Here is a 19586-nt window from a genome sequence, read left to right as displayed (position 1 = left end):
GCGCCAGTAGGACAATCATGCAGGATCTCAACGACATGCTCTTCTTTGCCGAGGTCGTCGACCGCGGCAGCTTCGCCGAGGCGGGGCGGACGCTCAACGTGCCGAAGTCGAAGCTGTCGCGCCGGGTGGCCGACCTCGAAGCGCGCCTGGGCGTTCGCCTGCTGCAGCGGACCACGCGCAAGCTCTCGCTGACGCAGGCCGGCGAGATCTACCATCGGCACTGCGTGGCGATGCGCGAGCAGGCCGAGGCCGCCGACGAGGCGGTCGCGATGGTGCAGACGGAGCCGCGCGGCACGGTGCGCGTGTCCTGTCCGCTGACGCTGGCGCAGACCACGATCGGCCCGGTGCTGCCGCGCTTCCTCGCGGCCCATCCGCAGGTGCGCATCGAGATGCTGGTCACCAACCGCGTGATCGACCTGGTGCAGGAAGGCGTGGACGTCGCGCTGCGCGTGCGCTCCAACCTGGACGACAGCGGCAGCCTGGTCGCCAAGAACCTGGGCGAGACCAAGGGCGTGCTGGTGGCCAGCCCCCAGCTGCTGCAGCGTTTTGGCGCGCCTCACGACGTGGAGTCGCTGCGCAACCTGCCGACGGTGGCGATGTCGGCCGCCGATGGCCGCGCCAGCTGGCACCTGCACGGCCCGCGCGCAGCGGAGTTCGACCTGCAGCACCGTCCGGTGTACACGGCGGACGACCTGTTGACGCTGAAGTACGCGGTGCTGCAGGGCACCGGCATGTGCGTCCTGCCGGACTACCTTTGCAGCGACGAGTTGCGGCGGGGCGAACTGGTGACCGTGCTGCCCGGATGGGAGCCGCGCGTGGCCATGGTGCTGGCCGTGTATGCATCGCGCCGCGGCATGGTGCCGGCGGTGCGGCGCCTGCTGGACTTCCTGGGCGCCAACGTGGTCGGCGAGCGGATCGTGCCGGCCGTCGTCGCTTAGCCGCGCAGGCCCGCGTCGCGCTGCACGGTCCCCGTGCCGGCGCCGCTCACTGGTCCTTCGGGCGTGCCGCCGCTGGCCTGCATCGCGGCGCGCTCGTACACCTCCACGTACTGCATCGCGCTGTCTTCCCAGCCGAAATGCCGCGCCATGCCGTTGGCCTGGATGCGGCGCCAGCGCTGCTGCTCGCGCCACATGCGCAGTGCGCGCGCCATCGCATCGTCGAAGCCCGCCGGGTCGCAGCCCGTCATCACGAAACCGGTGCCGTGCACGGGATCCGCGCTCGCGTCGGTGACCGAGTCCAGCAGCCCGCCCACGGGCGCAACGATCGGCGGGGTGCCGTAGGCCTGGCTGTACATCTGGTTCAGGCCGCAGGGCTCGAAGCGCGAAGGCATCAGGAACAGGTCTGCGCCGGCTTCGACCAGGTGGGCCAGGCCCTCGTCGAAGCCCAGCGTGACCGACACCTGCTTCGGGTTCTTCTGCGCCGCGTCCTTCAGCGCCTGCTGCAGGCCCGGCTCGCCCTGTCCCAGCACCACGAGCTGCATGCCCGAGGCCAGGATGCGCGGCAGCGCCCCAGCACCAGGTCGATCCCCTTCTGCGGCGTGAGCCGGCTGACCACGGCCAGCAGCATCGCGTTGCGGTCCGTCGGCAGGCCCACGCGTGCCTGCAGCGCGGTCTTGCAGGAAGCCTTGCCCTGCAACTCGTCGCGCGAGAAGTGGTAGGGCAGCAGCGGGTCGCTGGCCGGATCCCACAGCCTGGTATCGATGCCGTTGAGGATGCCGCGCAGGCGCGAAGACCGCGCCCGGAGGATGCCGTCGAAGCCGACGCCGTGCGCCGGGGTCTGGATCTCCCGCGCATAGGTCGGGCTCACGGTGGTGATCGCGTCGGCGTACTGGATGCCCGCCTTGAGCATCGAGAGCTGCCCCCAGAACTCCACGCCCTCCATGCCGCGCCAGTGGTGCGGGATGCCGAGCACCTCCGCGCTGTCCATGGGGAACACGCCCTGGAAGGCGAGGTTGTGGATGGTGAGCACGCTCGCGGCGGTCGGCTCCTGCGGGGAGATCATGCGCGACTGCGCCAGGTACAGCGGCGCCAGGCCGCAGGGCCAGTCGTTCGCGTGCACGACGTCCGCGGTCCAGCCCTTCAGGGGCGAATGCACGGTGCCCAGTTGCGCGGCCACGCGCGCCAGCAGGCCGAAGCGCAACGCGTTGTCGTGGTAATCGCGGCCGCTGGCATCGACGTAGGGCCCGCCAGGCCGCTGGTAGAGGCTGGGGCACGCGAGCAGCAGCAGCGTCACTCCCGAGTCGATCTTCACCGGCACCAGCTGCGCGGCGGGCCACGGTCCCCAGGGCGGCAGTTCGACGCCGTCGCCGATCTCGCCGCTGACCTTCATGCCGCGGTAGGCGGGCATCAGCAGGTGGACGTCGTGCCCGAGCCCGGCCAGCGTCGCCGGCAGCGACGCGCTGACGTCGCCCAGGCCGCCGGTCTTCACGAAGGGTGCGCACTCGGGCGTGGCGAACAGGATCTTCATGCGGCGGCCTCCGCGTCCGCCACCAGCACGGCGAAGGGCAGGCCGCCCGCCGCGCCGAACAGCGCCTGCAGGTCCATCACGGTTTCCTCACTCTGCGACAAGGTTGTTTCCTCGCCGGTGAGCCAGTTGCGCCAGCGCCGGAAGCGGCGCACGCCGCCTTCGCCGCCGCAGCGCACGCTCGTGCCCTTCCAGAGCTCCGGACTCCAGGCCTCGTCTTCGCCGCCGCAGAGCGTGCAGGTGAGGCGGGCCGCCACCACCAGCACCGCTTCCCGCTCGTGCACGCGCGCGAAGGCGACCGCATGGTCGGCAGCGGGCCCGTCCACGCCGAGCGCGACGTAGTTCGCGTTGCGGAACAGCGTGCTGCGTTCGCGCCGCAGGCGAAGCAGCCGCCAGGTGACCAGCTGCTTGATGCGGCCGTCGGCGGCGTTGCGGTTCAAGGCCTGCCAGTGCTCCCGCATCGGATAGCCCTGGCGGCAAACGGCCTCCAGCCCTTCGAGCTCGCGCGCCAGCGCCGCATAGTCGACGGGCCGGCGGTTGTCCGGATCGACCAGGCTGAAGTTCCATTGCTCGCAGCCCTGGTACAGGTCCGGCACGCCCGGGACCGTGAACTTGAGCACCAGCTGCGCCAGGCTGTTGCGGAAGCCGAAGGGGGCGATGCGCGCCGTCACCTTCTGCAGTTCGTCGGCGAAGGGACTGGGCCCCAGGCGCAGCACGCCGTCGACGTAGCGTTCCACCGCGCCCTCGTAGTCGCTCTCCGGGCACACCCAGGTCGTCTTCGTCTTCGCCTCGCGGATCGCCTTGCGCATGTAGGCCTGCACGCGCGTGCGCAGGTCCTCGCGCGCCGCGTCGTCGGGCGGAAGCGCGGGCCACAGGCCCACCAGCGTCTGGAACAGCAGCCAGATGTCGTTGTGGATCGGCCAACTTTCCTTGGGCGTGCGCGTGAGGTAAAGCTGGGCCCAGCCCGAAAGGCGCAGCAGGCAGTCCTCCCACTGCGCCGGCAGTTCCGACAGCACGTTGAGGCGCGCGCGCAGGTCCTCGCCGCGCTTGCTGTCGTGCGTGGAGGTGCCCAGCAGGCAGTGCGGCCGGTGCCGCTGCCGCGTGAGGTTGGCGAAGTGGAAGGCCGACACCGACATGCCGAAGCTGCGCGGGTCTGCGCCCACCTCGTTGAGCGACAGCAGCGGGATGTAGCGGTAGAAGGCCGTGTCTTCCATCGCCTTGGCCGTCACCGGGGCAGTGAACTGCTGCCAGCGCGCCAGGAAGCGCTTGCGGGCGTCCTGCGGCAGGTGCGCCGCTTCGCCTTCACCCAGCAGCACCTCGCGCAGGTGTTCCAGCACCGTCGCTTCCGACTTGCCCAGGCGCCGTTCCGCCGCCGCGATCGCCCAGTCGATGTGGCGCCGGTCCATGGCGCTGGCCGGTTCGCCGACACGGAGATAGGTACGGTAGACGGGGAAGGCGGCGGCCACCTCCGCCAGCGCCCAGCGCAGCCGGTTGCGGGTGAAGTCGCAGCGGCGCCGGTTGCCGCGCGTGAGCCGGTGCAGCGTGTGCGCCAGCCAGTTCAGCTCCGAGTACAGCGAGGTCTCGATGATCAGCTTCTTGCACTGGTACAGCAGCTCGTCGAAGTCGGTCGTGTCGCCGGTGAAGGCCTGCCAGGCGGCCAGCAGCGCTTCCTCGTTCGCCGTCTCCACGAAGAGGCCGTTGACCAGGCTGCCGAAGCGGTAGCCGGTGTCGCCGTGCACCGGCCAGTCCTCGGGCAGCGCCTCGTGCTCGGCGAGGATCTTCTCCACCACCAGGTACAGGGCGCGCGGCTGGTGCCCGACCACTTCCGCCTGCGACGCATGGCGGGACTGAGCTGCTCGAAGTAGGCCAGCGGATCGCTCAGGCCGTCGGGGTGGTCGATGCGCAGGCCGGTGAGCAGGCCGTCCTGCAGCCAGTGCAGCACCTTGCGGTGCGTCGCCTCGAACACCTCCTGGCGCTCCATGCGCAGGCCGGCCAGCGTGTTGACGTCGAAGAAGCGCCGGTAGTTGACGTCGTCGCTGGCCACCCGCCAGTCAGCGAGGCGGTAGGCCTGCGTCGAGACCAGCTGCTCCAGCGCGTCGAAGCTCGCGGGCTCGCCGGGCTGGCCGTTCAAGCGCTGCACGCAGGCCTCGATCCAGCGGGACAGCCATTCGTGGCGCGAAGCCAGGCGGGCCAGCTGGCGCTTGTACACGGTGCTGTCGCGCACGCGCGAGCGCCGCGCATCCTCGCCGGCGTCGTCGCGTGCGGGCAGGCGGCCGAAGGCATCGAGCAGGGCCGCGACCACCGCGTGGCTGTCCCCTTCGCTGTCGTCGCGCGCGGGCGGCGCCGGCAGCGCGGACAGGATCTCGGGATAGCTGCGCGGATCGACCGGGAAGCGGTGGTCCCAGTAGCGCAGCACGAACTCGCCAGGCTCCGGGTCGAAGTGCAGCTGCAGTTCGCCCGCTTCCAGCACCTTGCCGAAGTGGTCGCCCAGCACGGGCAGCAGCACGCGGCCGGCCATTTCCGGTTGCGCCGGTGTCCACTCGATGTCGAAGGTCTCGGCATGGCTGGACGCACGCCCGTGTTCCAGCACGTCGAGCCACCAGGCGTTGTCGGCTTCGAGCACGCCCATGTGGTTGGGGACGATGTCGAGGATCTGCCCCATGCCGTTGCGGCGCAGCGCCTGGCACATCTTCGAATGCGCAAGTTCGTCGCCGACTTCGGGGTTCAGCTGGCCGTGGTCGATGATGTCGTAGCCGTGCGTGCTGCCGGGACGCGCGCGCAGGTAGGGCGAGCTGTACAGGTGGCTCACGCCCAGCGCCTTCAGGTAGGGAATCGCCTGCGTGATGTGCTCGAAGGTGCAGCCCTCGTGGAACTGCACGCGGTAGGTGGCGCAGGGCACGTTGGCGGTGGCCAGGGCAGGGAGTTCCAGCGGCGCCGTCGCCAGTGGCTTCGGCCCGCTGCGTTCGGCGCGCAGCACTGCCGCCAGCGAGGCCCAGCGCGCATCGCTGCCCAGGCCTTCCACCGTCACCGAGAGCTTGCGCCGCCAGTTGGGGAAGCGGTCCTCGGTGGTGCCGGGCACGTTCACCTGCAGCATCTGGCCGGTGACATCCTCCAGCTGCACGCCCACCAGCCAGCATGGCGTGCGCGCGAGGAAGGCATAGACCGCGTCCACCAGCGGCTGGGTGGCGTCGGGCAGGGAGGTGGGCTGCACCGTGGTGCCCTCGGGCAGCAGGTCCTCGCGCTGCAGCGCCAGCAGCAGGCGCGCGCGGTCCTGCGCGCGGTTCAGCACCTGGCCCTCGTGCGCGGCCTGGTCGGGGTACAGCTCCAGCTTGCCGGCCAGTTCGATGTCCTCGCCCATCCAGAAGCCGCGCAGCGTCGGCAGGTCGTGCGTGCTGACCACCGCCAGCGCCTTGGGCTGCCACTGGGAGGGCCGCCGGAAGCCGCCGTCCTCCTCGCGTTCGAACAGCAGCGGGCGGTAGGACAGCAGGTTGCCCTCGCGCATTGCATCGCGCATGCGCGGGGCGACGTTGCCCAGGTCCTCACCGATCACCATGCACTGGTGGCGCTGGCTCTCCAGCGCCAGCACCCCCATCAGTTCCTCCAGCGGGTATTCGACGTAGGTGCCGCCGTCGGGACCGGTCCAGTACAGCCGCATGAGCGCCATCACGTGGTCCAGCCGCAGCGCGCCGCAGTGCCGCATGTTGGCGCGCAGCGTGTCGATGAAGGGCTGGTAGCGAGCCTGCCGCAGCCGCTGCGGACTCCAGGGCGGCAGGCCCCAGTCCTGCCCGGTGGGCGCGAGCGGATCGGGCGGCGCGCCTGCGTGCATGCCCAGGGCGAACAGCTCGTGTTCCACCCAGGTCTCGGCGCCGCCGCCGTTCACGCCGACGGCGAGGTCGCAGTACAGGCCGATTCCCATGCCGCGGGTGCGCGCGTAGCGCTGGCAGGACTCCAGCTGCACCTCCGACAGCCACTGCAACCAGAAGCGGAAGCGCACGGCGGAGGTACTGCGTTCCTGGAAGGCTTTCACGGCCGGCCCCGAGGGGTCGCGGTATTCCTCGGGCCAGGCCGGCCAGCCCCAGACGTTCGGGTCCTGCGCGAACAGGTGGTCCTGCAGCGCCTCGAACAGCGCGTGGCGGCCTATGGTCTGCTCGCGCTCGCGCATGTACGCGAGGAAGTGCGCGCCCCGCGAGCGGTCCTTGTCCAGCTCGTGCTGCTCGAAGTGCCGCCACAGGATGCGCAGCACTTCCAGCTTGGCTTGCGCCACGCCTTCGTAGTCCACCATCTCGGCTTCGCGCAGCGCCTGCAGCCTTTCCTGGAAGCCCTCGGACTGCACCTTCTGCACGGCTTCCTCGCAGCCGCCCAGGTCCACCAGGGTCTGCACGTCCAGGTAGATCGGGTTCAGCGCCTTGCGGCTGGAAGGGCTGTAGGGGCTGGCGGCCGCCGGGTTGTGCGGAAACAGCGCGTGCAGCGGGCTCAGGCCGATGAAGGACGCGCCCTGGTGCGCCGCTGCGTCGCACAGGCGCCGCAGGTCGCCGAAATCGCCGATGCCCCAGTCGCGCGAGGAGCGCAGCGCATAGAGCTGGATGGTGCAACCCCACCAGCGTTCGCCCTGCTGCAGGGCAGGCGCGACGTGGCAGTGCCGGGGCGCCACGATCAGCCGGCAGTGTTCGTGGGCCGGGGCGCCTTCCAGCGTGAGGCGGTAGTAGCCGGCGGCGAGGGCCGGCGGCAGCACGATGGCAGCTTCCTGGTAGCTGCGCTGCAGCTCGCCGCTCGCGACCTCGAAACCCTTGTCCTCCACCACCAGCCGCCAGCGCGCGCCGCCGCTGTCGTGGCTGGACCAGCGCACCACGGCGCTTTCGCCTTCACGCGCAACTTGCACCACCGGCAGGCCGAAGTGCTGCGGCGGGGCGCCATGGCCGTCCCCGGACATCGCCTGCACCGCCCGCTCCAGCACGGCTTCGGAAACGATTTCCTCCTTGCCCCAGAAGCCGTGATAGCGGTCGGCCACGCCCAGCCGGCGCGCCTGCTCGGCGATCGACAGCGAGCCGCGTTCCCCGGGCGCGTTCATTGTGTGATTTCCTCGCCCAGCGTCCAGCGCGCGCTCCAGGCCGGCCAGGTGCCGCGCGGCGTTTCCGCCGGACAGCGATGGCTGAACACCGCTTGCGCCTCCACCGGCCCCAGGTGCTGCGGTTCCACCTGCAGCAGGTCGGGTCCCAGGTTCAGCTCGAGGCTCAGCATCTTGCCGTCCTCGTAGCGCCATTGCACCGCGATGCCGCGCTCCGCCACGCGCTGGGCGGAGTGGCGGCCGGTCAGCAACTGCGGCTGGCGCGGCGTGATCCAGCGCTTGCGCGCCACCAGCGCGGCGTGCACTTCCTCGCGCCACGCACGCGCCGCGTCGGCCTTGGCATGGGCCAGGTCCGGCCGGCTGGCCGCGAAGGTCTTCTCGCTGCAGGGATCGGGCAGGTCGGTCGCGTTACCGTGGCCGAACTCGCGGCGGCGGCCGGCGCGCACCGCCTCGCGCAGTTCGCCCTTCCAGTCCGCGAAGTAGAGGAAGGGTTCGGTCGCGCCCCATTCCTCGCCGAAGAACAGCATGGGGATGGCGGGGGTCAGCAGGGCCAGCAGCGTCGGCAGCATGGCCGCTTCGGCCGGCACCAGCTGCCGCAGGCGTTCGCCGCGCGCGCGGTTGCCCACCTGGTCGTGGTTGTGCGCGAAGTTCACCAGCGTCGTCAGGACCTGCGCCGGCGCCGGCCGCACCACCTGGCGCGCGCCGCCTTCCTTGCGCTTGGATCCTTCGAACACCATGCCGTGCGTGAAGGACCGCGCCAGCAGGTCCATGGGTGCATCGCCATAGTCGTGGTAGTAGCGCTGCGTCTCGCCGGTCATCACCACGTGCAGCGCGTGGTGGAAATCGTCGTTCCACTGCGCGTCGTAGCGTCCTGGCTGCGGCGTGGCCGCCAGGAGATCGTGGCCGTTGTCCTCGTTCTCCAGCACCAGGTGCACGTGCCGCCCGTGGGTGGCGCCGCGCACGCGCTCGGACAGTTCCTGCAGCAGGTGCACCGGGCTGTCGTCCCGGATCGCGTGCACCGCGTCCAGCCGCAGCCCGTCGAAGCGGTACTCCTGCACCCAGTACACGGCGTTCTCGATGAAGAAATCACGCACCGTGCGGCTGTCAGGCCCGTCGAAGTTGAGCGCCTTGCCCCAGGGGCTGTCCTTGGTCCTGGAGAAGAACTCCGGCGCGTAGGCATGCAGGAAGTTGCCCTCCGGCCCGAAATGGTTGTGGACCACGTCGAGGAAGACCATGAGGCCCAGCCGGTGCGCCTGCTGCACGAGGCGCTTGAGGTCGTCCGGCGTGCCGTAGGCATGGTGCGGCGCGTACGGCAGCACGCCGTCGTAGCCCCAGCCGAAGCGGCCCCCGAAGCTGGCCACCGGCATCAGCTCGATCGCAGTGATGCCGGTGTCGGCCAGCGCGTGCAGCCGCTCGGCCGCGGCCGCGAAGGTCCCCTCCGGCGTGAAGCTGCCCACGTGCAGTTCGTACAGCACGGCCTCGTGCCAGGGCCGGCCGCTCCAGCTGACTTCCCATGCGAATTGCTTCGGGTCGACCACGCAGCTCGGGCCGTGCGGCCCCTCGGGATTCTGGCGCGAGGCGGGATCCGGTACCAGCAGCTTGCCGTCGATCTGCCAGCGGTACAGGGTGCCGGCGGTCGCATGTGCCACCGTGCATTCCCACCAGCCTTGCGCGTCCGCTTCCGCGGGGTGCAGTTCGGGGGCCGCGCTGCCGGTCTCGATCGCCAGCTGTGCCTGCTGTGCCGCCGGTGCCCACAGGCGGAAGGTGACGCCGCCACCCGCTTCGAGGCGGGTGCCGAAAGGCATGTCGTGCTGGCAATGCACCTTCACTCCTCGGGCGCCTGCGTCAGCAGGGCCATGGAATGCGACACCAGTTGCAGCTTGCCCGGCGGCGCGTAGGTGGGCGCCCCGGCTTCCTCGAAACAGCCCTCGGGGGTGTAGATCCGCAGCGCCCACTCGCCGGTGTGGCTGGCGACCACGGGCAAGGTGAAGGTCACGTCCTCACCGGTGGCGTTGAACACCAGCATCACCGAGCGGGTCGCGGCAGGGTCCGCGCCCGCGGGTGCGAAGCGGGCGTCGAGCACGGCGGCCACGCAGCGCACCGCGGGATTCGTCCATTCCTCCGATGTCATCTCCAGTCCCCAGACGCTGTACCAGACGATGTCGCGCCGGCTGTCCTCGTCGGGCTTGCCGGTGAGCCAGGCATTGTGGCGCAGCACGGGCAGTTCGCGCCGCAATCGGACGAGCGACTGGGTGAAGGACAGGATCGGGTCGTCGCGCCGCGCCTCGGACCAGTCGAACCAGCTGACCGCGTTGTCCTGGCAGTAGGCGTTGTTGTTGCCGCCCTGGGTGCGGCTCATCTCGTCGCCCCCAGCAGCAAGGGCACGCCGCGCGAGCAGAACAGGGTCGTCAGGAAGTTGCGCTTCTGCCGTTCGCGGAAGGCGAGCACCTTCGCGTCGTCGGTCGGGCCTTCGGCCCCGCAGTTCCAGCTGCGGTTGTGGCTCTCGCCGTCGCGGTTGTCCTCCGCGTTCGCTTCGTTGTGTTTGTCGTTGTAGCTCACCAGGTCGTGCAAGGTGAAACCGTCGTGCACCGTGACCAGGTTGACGCTGGCGCGTGGGCCCCGCCGCGAGGGGCCGTAGATGTCGTGCGAGCCGCACAGCGCCGCGGCGAAGTCCCCCAGGCTGCCCTCGATGCCGCGCCAGTAGTCGCGCACCCGGTCGCGGTACTGGCCGTTCCACTCGCTCCATCCCTGCGGGAAGCCGCCGACCTGGTAGCCGTGGTCGCCCAGGTCCCAGGGCTCGGCGACCAGCTTCACGCGCTTGAGCACCGGGTCCTGCGCCACCGCGGAGAGGAAGGGCCCGCGGTGGTCGAAGGCGCCATGGCCGTTGCGCGCGATGGCTGGCGCCAGGTCGAAGCGGAAGCCATCGACGTGCATCTCCTCGACCCAGAAGCGCAGGCTGTCCATGATCAGGCGCAGCATCGCCGGGCTGCTGGCGTTGAGCGTGTTGCCGGTTCCGGTGAAGTCCAGGTAGTGCCGGTGGTCCTCGGTGAGGCGGTAGTAGCTGCGGTTGTCGATGCCCTTGAAGGACAGCGTCGGGCCCAGGTGGTTGCCTTCGCAGGTGTGGTTGTAGACCACGTCGAGGATCACCTCGAGGCCCGCGGCGTGCAGGGCCTTGACCATCTGGCGGAACTCGTTCGGGTCGCCCCCGCTCAGGTAGCGGGGTTCGGGAGCGAAGAAGCCGATGGTGTTGTAGCCCCAGTAGTTCCCCAAGCCCAGGTCGACCAGCCGGCGCTCGTCGTTGTAGGCCTGCACGGGGAGCAGTTCCACGGAGGTCACGCCCAGCTGCTTCAGGTGCGCGATCGCGGGCTCGCTCGCCAGGCCCAGGAAGGTGCCGCGCAGGTGTTCGGGCACCTCGGGCATCTGCCTCGTGAAGCCGCGCACGTGCACCTCGTAGAAGACGCTGTCCTCCATGGGAATGGCGGGGTGCCGGTCGCCGTCCCAGTCGAACGCCGGGTCCACCACGATGCACTTGGCGGCATGCTCCGCGTTGTCCTCGAGGTCCATGTGCAGGTCGCGCCGGTCGTGGCCGAGCGGGTAGGCGTACTGCCACGCCGCGCCCCGCAGCGGCCGGTCGATCGCCTTCGCGTAGGGATCCAGCAGCAGCTTGTGCGGGTTGCAGCGCCAGCCGTGCTGCGGGTCGTAGGGGCCGTGCACGCGCAGTCCGTAGCGCGTGCCGGGGGCCAGGTCCGGGACGAAGCCGTGCCAGATGTCGTCCGTGCGCGCCGGCAGGGGATGCGGCGTTCCTCGCGGGAGCCGCCGGCGTCGAAGATGCAGACCTCGACGCGGTCGGCGTTGCTCGCGAAGACGGCGAAGTTCACGCCGCCGTCGCAGGGGTCGCCCCCAGGGGCCAGGGCCTGCCGGCGGGGCAGGCTGCCGAACCGGCGCGCGCCGGAAGGCTGCTGATGCGATGCGCGTGGGTCTTGCTGACGGCTTGCGCCGTCATGCAAGCATCTCCATCCGGGACACCGCCTCCTCCAGCCGCGAAGTGCCCGGCACGGTTCCGGGGATGGGCGAACTCGCGGCCTTGCGCGCCGGGAACGCGCCGGCCGGCACGACCACGATGCCGGAGGCGGTGACCGGGAAGCGCCTGCGGTCCTGCTCCAAGTCGAAGCCGATGCGCTCGTCCGCCGGAATGTCGTTGTCCTGGTCGATGATCGCGCGCCGCACCTGGGCGCCGCGGCCGATGCGCGAGCGCTCCATCACGATGCAGTGTTCCAGCCTCGCGCCGCGTTCCACCAGCACGGAACGCCGCAACATCGCGTGGTCGAGCGTGGCGCCGTCGACGATGCTGCCGGAGCCGACGACGGAGCGGTTGATCACGCCGTTCTCGATCTGCGCGGATTCGGCCTGGTCCGGGCTGGCGTAGATCGGCCAGTGCCTGTTGGTCATGCGGAACTTCGGCTGCGCGCCCAGCGTGTCGAAGTGCGCCTGGTAGTACGCGTCGATGGTGCCGACGTCGCGCCAGTAGGCGTGCTCCTCGTAGGGCTCGGTGCCGTCGATGATGTTGGTGGCGAAATCATAGGCCACCAGCTTGTGGCTCTTCACCATCGAAGGCAGGATGTGCTTGCCGAAGTCGGTCTCGCCGCTTTCGTGCATGCGCTTCAACTGCGCCAGCAGCACGTCGGCGTTGAAGATGTAGTTGCCCATCGACGCGAGCGCATGGGTGCGGCTGCCCGGCATGGGTCGCGTGCTCTTCGGCTTCTCGCGGAAGTCCGTGATGCGGTGGCGCTCGTCGATGTCCACGATGCCGAACTGGTCGCACTCGCCCAGTTCCACCGGGATGGTCGCCACGCTCGCATGCGCGTTGCTCTTGACGTGGAAATCGATCATCTGCCGCACGTCCATGCGGTAGATGTGGTCCGCCCCGAACACCGCCACGATGTCCGGCTGCATGCTCTCGATGAGGTGGATGTTCTGGTACACCGCGTCCGCGGTGCCCTGGAACCAGGCCGGGCCGTGGCGCATCTGGGGCGGCACCACCGTGATGAAGTGCTGCGGCATGAAGCGCGCCATGGTCCAGGTCTGGCGCACGTGCTCGATCAGCGACTGCGACTTGTACTGCACCAGCAGGTAGGTCGAATAGATCTCCGAGTTCACCAGGTTGGACAGCACGAAGTCCACGATGCGGTGCTTGCCGTTGAAGGGCACGGCTGGCTTGCAGCGGTTGGCGGTGAGCGGATGCAGTCGCGCGCCTTCGCCGCCGGCCATCACGAAGGCCAGAACGTTCCTATTGGCGGGCATGAGAATCTCCCAGGGTCAGGGCTGTCGTTGGAATCGGGCGGTTCGAGAGGATCACGGTGCCCAGGGGCGGCACGGCGACGAGAGCGCTGGCCGGCCAGCCGCCCACCGGGTGGGCCGTGGCCTGCACGCGCCCGAGGTTGCCGACCCCGCTTCCGCCATAGAAGGCGGCGTCGCTGTTGAGGAGTTCATGCCAGGTCCCCGCCTCGGGCATCGCCACCCGCAGGGCAGTGCGCGGTTCCGGGGTCATGTTGCAGATGGCGACGACCAGCGCATCGTCCGGGCCGCCGCGCCGCAGAAGACTCAGGATGGTGTTCTCGTGGCGTTCGCAGGGCAGCCAGCTGAAGCCCTCGGCGTCGAAATCGTTGGCGTGCAGCGCGGGCAGGCACCGGTACAGCGCGTTCAGGTCCGAGACCCAGCGCGCGAGGCCGGCGTGGTAGGGCCGCGCCCACAGGTGCCAGTCCAGCGTTCGCTCGTGGTGCCACTCCTCGGCCTGCCCGAACTCGCCGCCCATGAACAGCAACTTCTTGCCCGGGTGCGTCCACATCGCGCCGTACAGGTTGCGCAGGCCGGCGAAACGCTGCCACTCGTCCCCGGGCTGCCGCCCCAGCAGGCTGCCCTTGCCGTAGACGACCTCGTCATGCGACAGCGGCAGGATGAAGTTCTCGTGGAACGCGTACACCGCGGAAAAGCGGATGTCGTCGCCGTGCCAGTGCCGGTAGAAGTGCGGCCGCGAGAAATAGCGCAGCGTGTCGTTCATCCAGCCCATGTTCCACTTCATGCCGAAGCCCAGGCCGCCCCAGTCCACGGGGCGCGACACCGCCGGCCATGCCGTCGATTCCTCGGCGATCATGTGCACGTCGGGGAACTGCGCGTAGACCGAGGTGTTGAGGTCCTGCAGGAAGCGCACCGCGTCGTGGTTCTGATTGCCGCCCTGCGCGTTGGGGATCCACTCGCCGTGGCGCCGGCCGTAATCGAGGTACAGCATCGATGCGACCGCGTCCACGCGCAGGCCGTCGAAGTGGTACTTCTCCAGCCAGAACAGCGCGTTGCTGATCAGGAAGTCGCGCACCTCGTAGCGGCCGTAGTTGAAGATCAGGCTGTTCCACTCCGGGTGGAAGCCCAGGCGCGGATCCTCGTGCTCGTACAGCGCCGTGCCGTCGAAGCGCGCCAGCGCGTGCGGGTCGGCCGGGAAGTGCGATGGAACCCAGTCGAGGAACACGCCGATGCCCTGCTGGTGCAGCGTGTCGACGAAGGCCATCAGGTCCTGCGGCGTGCCGTAGCGCGAGGTCGCGGCGAAGTAGCCCGTGGTCTGGTAACCCCAGGAGCCGTAGAACGGGTGTTCCGTCACCGGCATCAGCTCCACGTGGGTGAAGCCGAGGTTGTGGCAGTGCACCGCGAGCCGCTGCGCGATGTCGCGGTAGTTGAGGAAGCGCCCGTCCTCCTCGCGCTGCCAGGAGCCCAGGTGCACTTCGTAGATGGAGATCGGGGAACGGTGCGACTGGCGTTGCCAGCGCGTGCGCATCCACTCGCCGTCGCCCCACTCGTGCGACAGGTCCCAGATCTGCGAGGCCGTGCCGGGCGGATGCTCCATGCGGAAGGCATAGGGATCCGCCTTGTCCATCCAGTGGCCCCAGGCGTCCTGGATGCGGAACTTGTAGCAGTGGCCGGCGCGCGCGCCCTCGACGAAACCGCTCCAGCGGCCGCTGCCGTCGTCCACGCGCTGCAGCGGCACGCATTGCCAGTCGTTGAAGTTGCCCATCACGCCCACGCTGCGCGCATTCGGCGCCCACACGGTGAACCACGTGCCGCGCTCCGCGGGATGCGCGCCCATCACTTCGAACTGGCGGTGGTGGTGGCTGGCGAGTCGCCGGGGCTGCACTTGCGGCCGCGCCTCCAATGCAGAACTTTTCTCCTCGTCGGGCAGATGGGGCTTCATGGCCTTCGTGTTCGTGAGCGGGCCATTGTGTTGGCGCCCCGAATGAAGGCGTGAAGGAAGCGCAGATCAAGCGGCGTAGGCCGGAACCTACATTCGCGCGGGGCGCGCGCGGTCAGGCGCCCGTAGTCACGGTGCCGACGCCGAGATGGAATGCATCAGACGACGAGCAGTGCGCTACACGCCGAGGTGCTGGTCCAGCAGATGAGGCTGCGCGCGCAGCTCGGCAGAGCTTCCCTGGAACACGACTTCGCCCTTGACGAGTATCACGTTGCGGTCGCTCACCTGCGTCACGTGCTTCCAGTTCTTGTCGACGATCACGCTCGAGATGCCGCTGTCACGGATGACGCCGCAGATGCGCCAGATCTCGCGCGCGATCAGGGGTGCCAGTCCTTCCGTGGCTTCATCGAGGATGAGCACGTCGGGGTTGGTCATCAGTGCACGGCCAATGGTGAGCATCTGCTGCTCGCCGCCGGACAGCTGCTGGCCGCCGTGGCCCAGGCGTTCCTGCAGCCGCGGGAAAGTGTCGAGCACGCGCTCGTACGTCCAGTCACGCTGGCCCCGCGTGCCCGGCCGCGCCGCCATCACCAGGTTTTCCTTCACGCTCAGGTTGCCGAAGATGCCCCGGCCTTCGGGAACGTAGGCGATGCCGAGCTGCGCGACCTCGTAGGACGGCCGGCCCACCATGTTGCGGCCCTTCACCTCGACGGTTCCTTCGCGCGGCTGCACCAGCCCCATGAGCGTCTTGAGCAGCGTGCTCTTGCCCATGCCGTTGCGTCCCATCAGGCCGATGGTCTCGCCGCGGTCCACGTGGAAGTCGATGCCGCGCAGCACGTGGCTGGAGCCGTAGTAGCTGTGGACGCCGCGCGCGTCGACCAGCCTTTCAGACATGCTCTTCCCCGAGGTAGGCCGATTGCACGTTGGCGTCGGCGCGCACCTGCGGCGGCGTGCCGCTGGCGATCACCTGCCCGTTGACCATCACCGTCAGGTGGTCGGCCAGCGTGAACACGGCGTCCATGTCGTGTTCCACCAGCATCATCGCGTGGTCCTTCTTCAGGCGCAGCAGCAGTTCGACCATGCGCTCGGCTTCGGCCGTGCCCATGCCGGCGAGCGGCTCGTCGAGCAGCAGCACCTGTGGATCCGTGGCCAGCGTCATCGCGATCTCGAGCTGCCGCTGCTCGCCGTGGCTGGCCGCGCCGGCGACGTGATGGCGGCGCGCCTGCAGGCCGGCGAGTTCGAGCGCGCGTTCGGCGCGTTCGTTGGCCGCGGCGATGCCGTCGGCACGGCGCAGCCAGCCGGCCGCGTGCGGCGTTCGCGACTGCGCGGCCAGCCGGATGTTCTCCCACACGGTGAAGGGCAGGAAGATGTTGGTCTTCTGGTAGCTGCGCCCGAGACCGGCGCGCGAGATGCGTTCCGGGCTCCAGCCCGTGACCTCGCGCCCGGCGAGCGTGATGGTCCCGGCGCTGGGCGCCAGGTCGCCCGAGAGCAGGTTGGTCAGCGTGGACTTGCCGGCGCCATTGGGGCCGATCACGGCGTGGATGCGGTCGCGCCAGAGGTCCAGCGTCACGTCGTTCACGGCGGCCAGCCCGCCGAAGCGCCGGGTGACCTTGTGCGCGGAGAGCAGGGCCTCAGTCACGGTGCGGCTCCTTGCGCCGAAGCACGCGTTCCAGCAGGCCGAGCAGCCCGCGCGGCGCGAACGCCACCACCAGCACGATGAACAGGCCCATCCACAGCTGCCAGTGCTTGCCGGTCTCGAACTTGCCGATCGCCGGCAGGCCCTTGAATTCGTCCAGCAGGAACTCGAAGGCGAAGGCACCGAGGATGGCACCGGCGAAGTTGCCCATGCCGCCGAGGATCACCATCATGATCGCGTGCGCGCTCATGTGGAAGCCCATGAGCTCGGGGTTGACGAAGCCGGTCTGCGCCCCCAAAGGTAGCCCGCCAGCCCCGCCAGCGCGCCGGCGAGCGTGAAGGCGGCCAGCTTGTAGCCGAAGGTGCCGAAGCCCATCGCCCGCATGCGGTGCTCGTTCACGCGGATGCCGGCGAGCGCGCGGCCGAAGGGGCTGAAGAGGAGGCGCCGCAGGAAGAAGTAGACCAGCACCAGCACCGCCAGCGTGAAGTAGTAGAAGACGCGCTTGTTCTCCAGGTCGAACAGGCCGGCGGAAGGCTTGAAGTTGATGTACACGCCGTCGGAGCCGCCCAGCGCCTTGTTGTCGAAGAACAGGAAGAACACCATCTGCGCGAAGGCCATGGTGACCATGATGAAGTAGATGCCGCGCGTGCGCACCACGAAGAAGCCGATGACCAGCGCCGCCAGCCCCGAAGCGGCCATCGCCGCCGGCAGCGTCCACCAGACGCTCACCGCCTGGCCCTCGGGCGTGAGGAAGGCGAGCGCGTAGCCCGCCAGGCCGAAGAAGGCGGCGTGGCCCAGCGACACCAGGCCGGTCACGCCCTGCAGCAGGTCGAGGCTCATGGCGAAGATCGCGAGGATCATCATCCGCGCGACCATCTGCGTGTAGAAGTCGGTGCCGAAGAAGGGGAAGGCGAGCAGCGCGACCAGCCCCAGGGCCAGCGCGACCTGCAGGCCGCGCGGCAGGCGTTCGAGGTGGGTGCCGGGCGCGCTCATTGCCGGAACAGCCCTTCCGGCTTCCACAGCAGCACCGCCGCCATCAGCATGTACACCAGCATGCCCGCCACCTGCGGCAGCAGCACCTTGCCGAAGGTGTCCACCAGGCCGACCAGCAGCGCGGAGATCAGGGCGCCGCGCACCGAGCCGATGCCGCCGATCACCACCACCACGAAACACATGATCAGCACCTGCGAGCCCATGTTCGGGTACACGCTCGAGATCGGCGAGGCGATCATCCCCGCGATGCTGGCCAGGCCCACGCCCAAGGCGAACACCACCATGTGGATCAGCTTGACGTTGACGCCCAGCGCCTCGGTCATCTCGTGGTTGAAGGCGCCGGCGCGGATCTTCATCCCCAGGCGCGTCTTCGAGATCAGCAGGTAGAGCGCCACGGCCAGCACGATGCACAGCCCCGACATGAACAGCCGGTAGACCGGGTAGGACAGGTTGTCGGTCAGCGGCAGCGAGGCTGACAGCACCTGCGGGATGGGCACGCCGTGCACGTCGTCGCCCCAGAGGATGGAGCGCATCTCCTCGAAGATGTAGATCAGCCCGAAGGTCAGGAGCACCTGGTCCAGGTGGTCGCGGTGGTAGAAGTGCCGGAACAGCAGGCGCTCGAGCACCAGCCCGAAGGCCACCGACAGCGCGGTGCCCAGCACGATCGCGAGCAGCAGGCTGCCGGTCTTCGCGGCGAGCGACCAGGCGAGATAGGCACCCAGCATGTAGAAGCTGCCGTGCGCCAGGTTCACCACGCCCATGATCCCGAAGATCAGCGTGAGCCCGGCGGCCAGCATGAACAGCAGCAGGCCGTACTGCACGCTGTTCAGAGCTGGATCAGGAAGTTGGCGAAGTCCATCGTTCTTGTGTCGGCAGGCCGTCCGGGATTCTGCCTGCGCACCGGCTTGTCATCCCGGGCTGGCCCCGGGATCCATGGTGGCGTGCGCGCATGGATGCCGGGGCAGGCCCGGCATGACACGGTCTCGGTGGAATGCGGGTCAGCCCAGCTTGCAGCCGGCGCCCGAATCGGACAGCGCCTTGGCGGCGATGCCGATCACCTTGTTGTCCTTGTTCTCGACGCGGCGCAGGTAGATGTCCTGGATCGGGTTGTGCGCCTTGCTCATGGACCACTTGCCGCGCGGGCTGTCGATGGTCTGGGTCTCCAGCGACTTGTACAGCGCCTGCTTGTTGCCGATGTCGCCCTTGACGGCCGCCATGCCCTGCGCCAGCAGCAGGCCGGTGTCGTAGCCCTGCACCGAGTACACGTCCGGCTGCATCTTGAAGTTCGTCGCGTAGGCCGTGCGGAACTGCCGGTTGCGCGGCGTGTCCAGCGAGTCCGCATAGTGCATCGTGGTCATGATGCCCTCGGCGGCCGGGCCGGCGGCGTCCAGCACGCCCTCGGTCAGGAAGCCCGAGCCCCACAGCGGGATGCGGTCCTTCAGGCCCGCGGCCGCGTAGTCGCGGATGAACTTGGCGGCGCCGCCCCGGCGAAGAAGCAGGCCACGGCGTCCGGGCGCAGCGACGCGATCTCGGTGAGCAGCGCCTGGAATTCGACGTTGGGGAAGGGCAGGCCCAGTTCCTTGACGATGGTGCCGCCGGCCTTGGTGTAGCTTTCCTTGAAGCCCTCGAAGGCCTCGTCGCCCGCCGCGTACTTCCAGGTGATCCACACCGTGCGCTTCAGGCCCTTGTCCATCATGGGCTTGCCGAGCGCCAGCGTCGGCTGGCTGTTGGTGAAGGACGTGCGGAACACGTTGGGCGCGCACAGGCCCCGCGTGGCCGCATGCACGCCGGCGTTGGGGATCAGGCTCAGCACGCCGCTCTCGCGCGCCACGCGCTGGATGCCCATCTGCACGCCGGAGTGCACGGTGCCGATCAGCACGTCCACCTTGTCGCGCTGCACCAGCCGGTTGGCGTTCTCGACGCCCTTGGACGGCTCGGACTCGTCGTCCACCTTGAACCACTCGATCTCGCGGCCACCCAGCTTGCCGCCCTTTTCGCCGATCGCCATGCGCACGCCGTTCTCGATGGCGACGCCCAGCTGCGCGAAGGTGCCGGTGTACGGCAGCATGAAGCCGACGCGGATCCGGTTGGACTGGGCACGCGCGATCTCCGGCAGCAGCAGCCCGGTGGACGCTGCACCCACGAGGGCGGCACCGCGGGAGAGGACGAGGCGGCGGGTGGTCATGGACACTCCTTCG

8 protein-coding genes and 6 pseudogenes are annotated in these 19586 nt (G+C 69.4%); 1 reads left to right on the top strand and 13 read right to left on the bottom strand.

Annotated elements, in window-relative coordinates; translation table 11 throughout:
- Positions 1–17: 17 nt before the first annotated feature.
- Positions 18–938 (top strand): LysR substrate-binding domain-containing protein, encoded by a 921-nt coding sequence (locus HK415_RS08485; protein WP_171558132.1) that lies wholly within the window; start codon positions 18–20, stop codon positions 936–938.
- Here HK415_RS08485 and glgA read toward each other — a convergent pair.
- The 13 genes and pseudogenes from glgA to HK415_RS08430 all read right to left on the bottom strand — a co-directional run bounded on the left by glgA (position 935) and on the right by HK415_RS08430 (position 19573).
- Positions 935–2466, bottom strand: a pseudogene (gene glgA / locus HK415_RS08480) (glycogen synthase GlgA). The gene HK415_RS08485 and the pseudogene glgA sit on opposite strands and share 4 nt — an antisense overlap.
- Positions 2463–4250 (bottom strand): malto-oligosyltrehalose synthase, encoded by a 1788-nt coding sequence (gene treY, locus HK415_RS24815; protein WP_309246629.1) that lies wholly within the window; start codon positions 4248–4250, stop codon positions 2463–2465. Before treY ends, glgA begins: the two are co-directional and overlap by 4 nt.
- Before the next feature lie 857 nt (positions 4251–5107).
- Positions 5108–7393 (bottom strand): annotated as a pseudogene (gene malQ, locus HK415_RS24810) (4-alpha-glucanotransferase); the annotation flags it as partial.
- A 134-nt stretch (positions 7394–7527) separates the two neighbouring features.
- On the bottom strand, positions 7528–9357 hold the full coding sequence (gene treZ, locus HK415_RS08470; RefSeq protein ID WP_309246628.1) for a malto-oligosyltrehalose trehalohydrolase: 1830 nt from the start codon (positions 9355–9357) through the stop codon (positions 7528–7530).
- Positions 9354–9887 carry a GlgX family protein gene (locus HK415_RS24805; protein ID WP_253261819.1) on the bottom strand — a complete coding sequence of 178 codons (534 nt, stop codon included), beginning with the start codon at positions 9885–9887 and terminating at the stop codon, positions 9354–9356. Before HK415_RS24805 ends, treZ begins: the two co-directional genes overlap by 4 nt.
- Positions 9884–11406 (bottom strand): annotated as a pseudogene (gene glgX / locus HK415_RS08465) (glycogen debranching protein GlgX). The gene HK415_RS24805 and the pseudogene glgX overlap by 4 nt, the downstream one beginning before the upstream one ends.
- Before the next feature lie 121 nt (positions 11407–11527).
- On the bottom strand, positions 11528–12829 hold the full coding sequence (locus HK415_RS08460) for a glucose-1-phosphate adenylyltransferase (RefSeq protein ID WP_171558128.1): 1302 nt from the start codon (positions 12827–12829) through the stop codon (positions 11528–11530).
- A complete protein-coding gene (glgB, locus tag HK415_RS08455; RefSeq protein WP_171558126.1) occupies positions 12816–14765 on the bottom strand; it encodes a 1,4-alpha-glucan branching protein GlgB in 1950 nt (649 codons plus the stop codon). Before glgB ends, HK415_RS08460 begins: the two co-directional genes overlap by 14 nt.
- A gap of 174 nt (positions 14766–14939) precedes the next feature.
- On the bottom strand, positions 14940–15653 hold the full coding sequence (locus HK415_RS08450; protein WP_171558124.1) for an ABC transporter ATP-binding protein: 714 nt from the start codon (positions 15651–15653) through the stop codon (positions 14940–14942).
- Positions 15646–16398, bottom strand: coding sequence for an ABC transporter ATP-binding protein (locus HK415_RS08445; protein ID WP_171558121.1), 753 nt, complete (start codon positions 16396–16398; stop codon positions 15646–15648). Before HK415_RS08445 ends, HK415_RS08450 begins: the two co-directional genes overlap by 8 nt.
- Positions 16391–17388: pseudogene (locus tag HK415_RS08440) on the bottom strand (branched-chain amino acid ABC transporter permease). The gene HK415_RS08445 and the pseudogene HK415_RS08440 overlap by 8 nt, the downstream one beginning before the upstream one ends.
- Positions 17385–18247 (bottom strand): annotated as a pseudogene (locus HK415_RS08435) (branched-chain amino acid ABC transporter permease). The pseudogenes HK415_RS08440 and HK415_RS08435 overlap by 4 nt, the downstream one beginning before the upstream one ends.
- A 139-nt stretch (positions 18248–18386) precedes the next feature.
- Positions 18387–19573, bottom strand: a pseudogene (locus tag HK415_RS08430) (ABC transporter substrate-binding protein).
- Between the last annotated feature and the right edge of the window lie 13 nt (positions 19574–19586).

It is taken from the genome of Ramlibacter montanisoli (assembly GCF_013087525.1).
Lineage (GTDB): Bacteria > Pseudomonadota > Gammaproteobacteria > Burkholderiales > Burkholderiaceae_C > Ramlibacter > Ramlibacter montanisoli.
This window is presented reverse-complemented; position numbering and strand designations above follow the sequence as displayed.